At 71.1% G+C, this 5,636-nt stretch carries 5 protein-coding genes; all 5 read left to right on the forward strand.

All coding sequences use genetic code 11. From position 1 onward, the window contains the following. Positions 1–364: 364 nt before the first annotated feature. The gene (dnaK, locus tag ACYVE9_RS13980) at positions 365–2,227 is read left to right on the forward strand and encodes a molecular chaperone DnaK (RefSeq protein ID WP_461028155.1); all 1,863 of its coding nucleotides are present in this window, start codon (positions 365–367) and stop codon (positions 2,225–2,227) included. Next, positions 2,224–2,946, forward strand: coding sequence for a nucleotide exchange factor GrpE (gene grpE, locus ACYVE9_RS13985; protein WP_461028156.1), 723 nt, complete (start codon positions 2,224–2,226; stop codon positions 2,944–2,946). The genes dnaK and grpE overlap by 4 nt, the downstream gene beginning before the upstream one ends. Before the next feature lie 33 nt (positions 2,947–2,979). Next, a complete protein-coding gene (gene dnaJ / locus ACYVE9_RS13990; protein ID WP_461028157.1) occupies positions 2,980–4,164 on the forward strand; it encodes a molecular chaperone DnaJ in 1,185 nt (394 codons plus the stop codon). A 1-nt stretch (position 4,165) separates the two neighbouring features. Then, positions 4,166–4,624 (forward strand): heat shock protein transcriptional repressor HspR, encoded by a 459-nt coding sequence (locus ACYVE9_RS13995; protein WP_461028158.1) that lies wholly within the window; start codon positions 4,166–4,168, stop codon positions 4,622–4,624. A 155-nt stretch (positions 4,625–4,779) separates the two neighbouring features. Then, a partial coding sequence (locus tag ACYVE9_RS14000) for a trypsin-like serine peptidase (protein WP_461028159.1) occupies positions 4,780–5,636 on the forward strand: 857 nt, incomplete at its 3' end.

A 5,636-nucleotide genomic window follows, 5' to 3' on the forward strand; every position in this document is an offset into this window, starting at 1 on the left:
CACCCCCGTCGCCCCCGCCCCGCGCCCGGGCGGCTCCCCGGGACGGCGCCTACGGTGGACGGAGACCCGCAGGCGCAGGCCACCGCACAGGCGCAGGCCGCCCCGCAGCAGCAGGGAGGGCCAGCCGAGGGACGCCGGGTTGTGGCGAGCGGAGGGCTCCCGCCGCTGGGGACATCACCGGATCTCCACGGCCCACAGCGCGGCGCACACCTCAACACCCGCCCCTGACCTGCGTGAACGCTCCTTATGCGCTACTTACCGGCAAAAGACATGAGCCACCTCCGCTCAGCTCTGTTGACGGATCTCCGGACGTGGGGCATGCTTGAGCCAGTTCCACTCAAGGATTTAGCTGGAGGATTGCGAAATGGCTCGTGCGGTCGGCATCGACCTGGGTACGACGAACTCCGTCGTCAGTGTTCTCGAGGGCGGTGAGCCCACCGTCATCACCAACGCCGAGGGCGCCAGGACCACGCCGTCCGTCGTCGCCTTCGCGAAGAACGGCGAGGTCCTGGTCGGCGAGGTGGCCAAGCGTCAGGCCGTCACCAACGTCGACAGGACGGTCCGGTCGGTCAAGCGCCACATGGGCACCGACTGGAAGATCAACCTGGACGGCAAGGACTTCAACCCGCAGCAGATGAGCGCCTTCATCCTGCAGAAGCTCAAGCGGGACGCCGAGGCCTACCTGGGCGAGAAGGTCACGGACGCGGTCATCACCGTGCCCGCCTACTTCAACGACCACGAGCGCCAGGCCACCAAGGAGGCCGGTGAGATCGCGGGTCTCAACGTCCTGCGCATCGTCAACGAGCCCACCGCCGCGGCCCTGGCCTACGGTCTGGAGAAGGACGACCAGACCATCCTGGTCTTCGACCTCGGTGGCGGCACCTTCGACGTCTCGCTGCTGGAGATCGGCGACGGCGTCGTCGAGGTGAAGGCCACCAACGGTGACAACCACCTCGGTGGTGACGACTGGGACCAGCGCGTCGTCGACTACCTGGTGAAGCAGTTCCAGTCCGGGCACGGCGTGGACCTGGGCAAGGACAAGATGGCGCTCCAGCGTCTGCGTGAGGCCGCCGAGAAGGCCAAGATCGAGCTGTCCTCGTCCACCGAGACCACGATCAACCTGCCCTACATCACCGCCTCCGCCGAGGGCCCCCTGCACCTCGACGAGAAGCTCACCCGGGCCCAGTTCCAGCAGCTCACCTCCGACCTGCTGGAGCGCTGCAAGACCCCGTTCCACAACGTCATCAAGGACGCCGGCATCGCGCTGTCCGAGATCGACCACGTGGTGCTGGTCGGCGGCTCGACCCGGATGCCGGCCGTCGCGGAGCTCGTCAAGGAGCTGACCGGCGGCAAGGACGCCAACAAGGGCGTCAACCCGGACGAGGTCGTCGCCATCGGCGCCGTGCTCCAGGCCGGCGTGCTCAAGGGTGAGGTCAAGGACGTCCTGCTGCTCGACGTCACCCCGCTGTCCCTCGGTATCGAGACCAAGGGCGGCATCATGACCAAGCTGATCGAGCGCAACACCACGATCCCGACGAAGCGTTCGGAGATCTTCACGACGGCCGAGGACAACCAGCCGTCCGTGCAGATCCAGGTCTACCAGGGCGAGCGCGAGATCGCGGCCTACAACAAGAAGCTCGGCATGTTCGAGCTGACGGGCCTGCCGCCGGCGCCCCGCGGCGTGCCGCAGATCGAGGTCACCTTCGACATCGACGCCAACGGCATCATGCACGTCGGCGCGAAGGACCTCGGCACGGGCAAGGAGCAGCGGATGACCGTCACCGGTGGCTCCGCGCTGCCGAAGGACGACATCGAGCGCATGATGCGCGACGCCGAGCAGTACGCCGACGAGGACGCGAAGCGCCGCGAGTCCGCGGAGACCCGCAACCAGGCCGAGCAGCTCGTCTACACGACGGAGAAGTTCCTCAAGGACAACGAGGAGAAGGTTCCCGCCGACATCAAGACCGAGGTCGAGGAGGCGGTGGCCGACCTCAAGGAGAAGCTGAAGGGCGAGGACACCGCCGCCATCCGCGAGGCGACCGAGAAGGTCGGCGCGACCAGCCAGAAGCTGGGCCAGGCGCTCTACGCCGACGCCCAGGCGCAGCAGGCCGCCGGCGGCGCCGGTGAGGCCGGTGCGGCGGGCGCGTCCGGTGGTGACGACGACGTCGTGGACGCCGAGATCGTGGACGACGAGAAGAACGACAAGCGACAGGGTGGTGCCGCGTGACGGAGGAGACCCCGGGTTTCGACAAGAAGGAGCCCGAAGTCCCCGCCGAAGCAGCCCAGTCCGACGAGACTGCGGCACAGGGCGGGTCCGCCGAACAGGCGGGCCCGCCGGCCCCGGCAGGGGAGGGCACGGAGCCCGCCGAGCGCACCGACGGCCCCGGCCATGACGCGCAGGAGGCGGACGACTTCGCGGACCCCGCGGACGTCGCCCTGCTGGCCCAGCTCGACCAGGCCAGGACGGCCCTGAACGAGCGCACCCAGGACCTCCAGCGGCTCCAGGCGGAGTTCGCCAACTACCGCCGCCGGGTGGACCGGGACCGGATCGCCGTCAAGGAGGTCGCGGTCGCCAACCTGCTCACCGAGCTGCTGCCGGTGCTCGACGACATCGGTCGGGCCCGGGACCACGGTGAACTGGTCGGCGGTTTCAAGTCGGTCGCCGAGTCGCTGGAGACGGTCGTCGCGAAGATGGGCCTCCAGCAGTTCGGCAAGGAGGGTGAGCCCTTCGACCCGATGGTGCACGAGGCGCTGATGCACTCGTACTCGCCCGACGTGTCGGAGACGACGTGTGTGCAGATCCTCCAGCCCGGCTACCGCATCGGTGAACGCACCATCCGCCCCGCGCGGGTCGGTGTCGCCGAGCCGCAGCCGGGGGCGCAGGGACCGAAGGGCGACGACGCGGCTGCCGCGGGCGAGGAGAGCGGTGGCCCGGACGAGGGCTGACGTGAGCGGTGAACGAAAGGAGGGACGCCGGGGATGAGCCTCAGCAGGGAAGTGCTGGAGAAGGATCTTTACAAGGTCCTCGGCGTCCCGAGGGACGCCACCGAGGCGGAGATCAAGAAGGCGTACCGGAAACTCGCCCGCGAGTACCACCCGGACGCCAACACCGGTGACGCCAAGGCGGAGGAGCGTTTCAAGGAGGTCGGCGAGGCCAACGAGATCCTCTCCGACGCCAAGCAGCGCAAGGAGTACGACGAGGCCCGCGCCCTGCTGGGGGCGGGCGGGTTCCGGCCCGGCCCGGGTGCCGGCGGCAACTTCAACTTCGACCTGGGCGACCTGTTCGGCGGTCAGCCGGGCCAGCCCGGTCAGCCGGGCGGGGCCGGCGGGTTCGGCGGGGGCCTGGGCGACGTCTTCGGCGGCCTGTTCAACCGGGGCGGACCGGGCGCGCGTACCCAGCCGCGTCGCGGGCAGGACATCGAGTCCGAGGTGACGCTGAGCTTCACCGAGGCCGTGGACGGCGCCACGGTGCCGCTGCGCATGTCCAGCAGCGCGGCCTGCAAGGCCTGTTCGGGCACCGGCGACAAGAACGGCACCCCGCGGGTGTGCCCGACGTGTGTCGGCACCGGCCAGGTCAGCCGGGGCGGCGGCGGTGGCTTCTCGCTCACCGACCCCTGCCTGGACTGCAAGGGCCGCGGACTGATCGCGGAGAACCCCTGCGAGGTGTGCCGCGGCAGCGGCCGGGCTACCAGCTCGCGGACGATGCAGGTCCGCATTCCCGCCGGGGTGTCCGACGGGCAGCGGATCCGGCTGCGCGGCAAGGGCGCGCCGGGGGAGCGCGGTGGACCGCACGGTGACCTCTACGTCATCGTGCACGTCGACCCGCACCCGGTGTTCGGGCGGCGCGGCGACAATCTCACCGTGACGGTGCCCGTCACCTTCCCCGAAGCGGCTCTGGGTGGTGAAATCACCGTGCCGACCCTCGGCGGTCCGCCGGTGACGCTCAAGCTGCCGCCGGGCACGCCGGGCGGGCGCACGTTGAGAGCCCGCGGCAAGGGCGCCGTCCGCAAGGACGGCACCCGCGGTGACCTGCTGGTCACCATCGAGCTTGCGGTACCGAAGGAACTGGGTAAGAAGGCGAAGGAGACCCTGGAGTCCTACCGCGACGCGACCGCGGACGAGGACCCCCGGGCGGCGCTGTTCAAGGCCGCGAAGGGAGACTGAGGTGGACGGCCGAGGTGTGCGCAGGAACAACCCGTACGAGCTGACCGACGAGTCGCCCGTCTACGTCATCTCGGTCGCCGCGCAGCTCTCCGGCCTGCATCCGCAGACGCTGCGGCAGTACGACCGGCTCGGCCTGGTCTCCCCGGACCGCACCGCGGGCCGGGGCCGCCGGTACTCGGCGCGCGACATCGAGCTGCTGCGCGAGGTGCAGCGGCTCAGCCAGGACGAGGGCATCAACCTGGCCGGCATCAAGCGCATCATCGAGCTGGAGAACCAGGTCGCCGCGCTCCAGGCCAGGTCCGCCGAGCTGGCGCAGGCGCTGGAGGGCGCCGCGGTCGCCATGCAGCAACGCGAGGCGCAGGTGCACGCCTCCTACCGGCGTGACCTCGTCCGGTACGAGGACGTGCAGCAGTCCAGCGCGCTGGTCGTCTGGCGTCCGAGGCCGCGCCGGAGGGACTGACGCCGCGCGAGGCATGACGAACGGGCCGGGGCCCGCCACGGGAACGAGTGGCGGGCCCCGGCCCGTCGACGCGTTCGGGACGGTCACGGCCCGGGCGGTAACCCGGTCGGCCCGTACGGCTGGCCCGGTGGGGCGGGGCGCCACACCGTGGGGTGATGGAGCAGATACGCACCCTGATAGCCGCCCTGGCCACCGGAGCGACCGCTGTGATGCTCGCCAGCGGTCCCGCCACGGCCCCGGTCACCGCGCACGTGGCCGGAGTCGGAGTCGGCGGGGGCATACCCGACGCCCAGGGCAACCCCTGGGAGGGCCGGACGGTGCGGACCGTCGGCAAACTCGTCACCGACCTCGGTGACGGGCGGATGGGCGTCTGCTCCGGTGCGATAGTCGACTCCCCGAGCGGCAGCGTCGTCGCGACCGCCGCGCACTGCGTGCGCTCACCGGACTATCCGCGCACCCCGGCCCGTGGCTGGTTCGCGCCCGGGCACCACGGGGACGGCACCGGTGGTGTCGTCCGGACGGGGTGGCGCATCACCTCGTACCACACCCCGCCGGGCTGGGACGTCTCACGCAAGCTGGAGGAGATACTCCCGCACGACTACGCGTTCGTGACGGTCGCCCGCAAGAACGGCCGGACGCTCGCGGAGGCGTACGGCGCCAACCGGCTGGACTTCTCCCCGTCGCCGACCGGTGTGCGGGTGGCGCCGTTCGGCTATCCCACCGCGCCGCCGTTCGACGGCGAGTCGCTCAGCTACTGCGCGGGCACGGCGGAGCTGCTGACCCGGCCGGCCGCGCACGAGGCGAACGTCGGCGGGCTGCTGCTCGAACCGTGCCGCCTCACCAGGGGCGCCAGCGGCGGGCCGTGGCTGCGGGACTTCGACCCGGTCGCCCAGACGGGCACGGTGCTGGGCGTGACGTCGGTCGGCAGCGGTGACGGCCGCGTCCTGGGACGCCCCTTCGCGCCCGGCATCGAGATCTCGGTGGAGGCCCTCGGGGTGCGCGGCGCGCAACT

The organism is Streptomyces sparsus (assembly GCF_054776295.1).

Bases quoted from the DNA above. Each gene is read 5' to 3' on its own strand.
- dnaK (WP_461028155.1), top strand. From the start codon at position 365: ATGGCTCGTGCGGTCGGCATCGACCTGGGTACGACGAACTCCGTCGTC.
- dnaJ (WP_461028157.1), top strand. From the start codon at position 2,980: ATGAGCCTCAGCAGGGAAGTGCTGGAGAAGGATCTTTACAAGGTCCTC.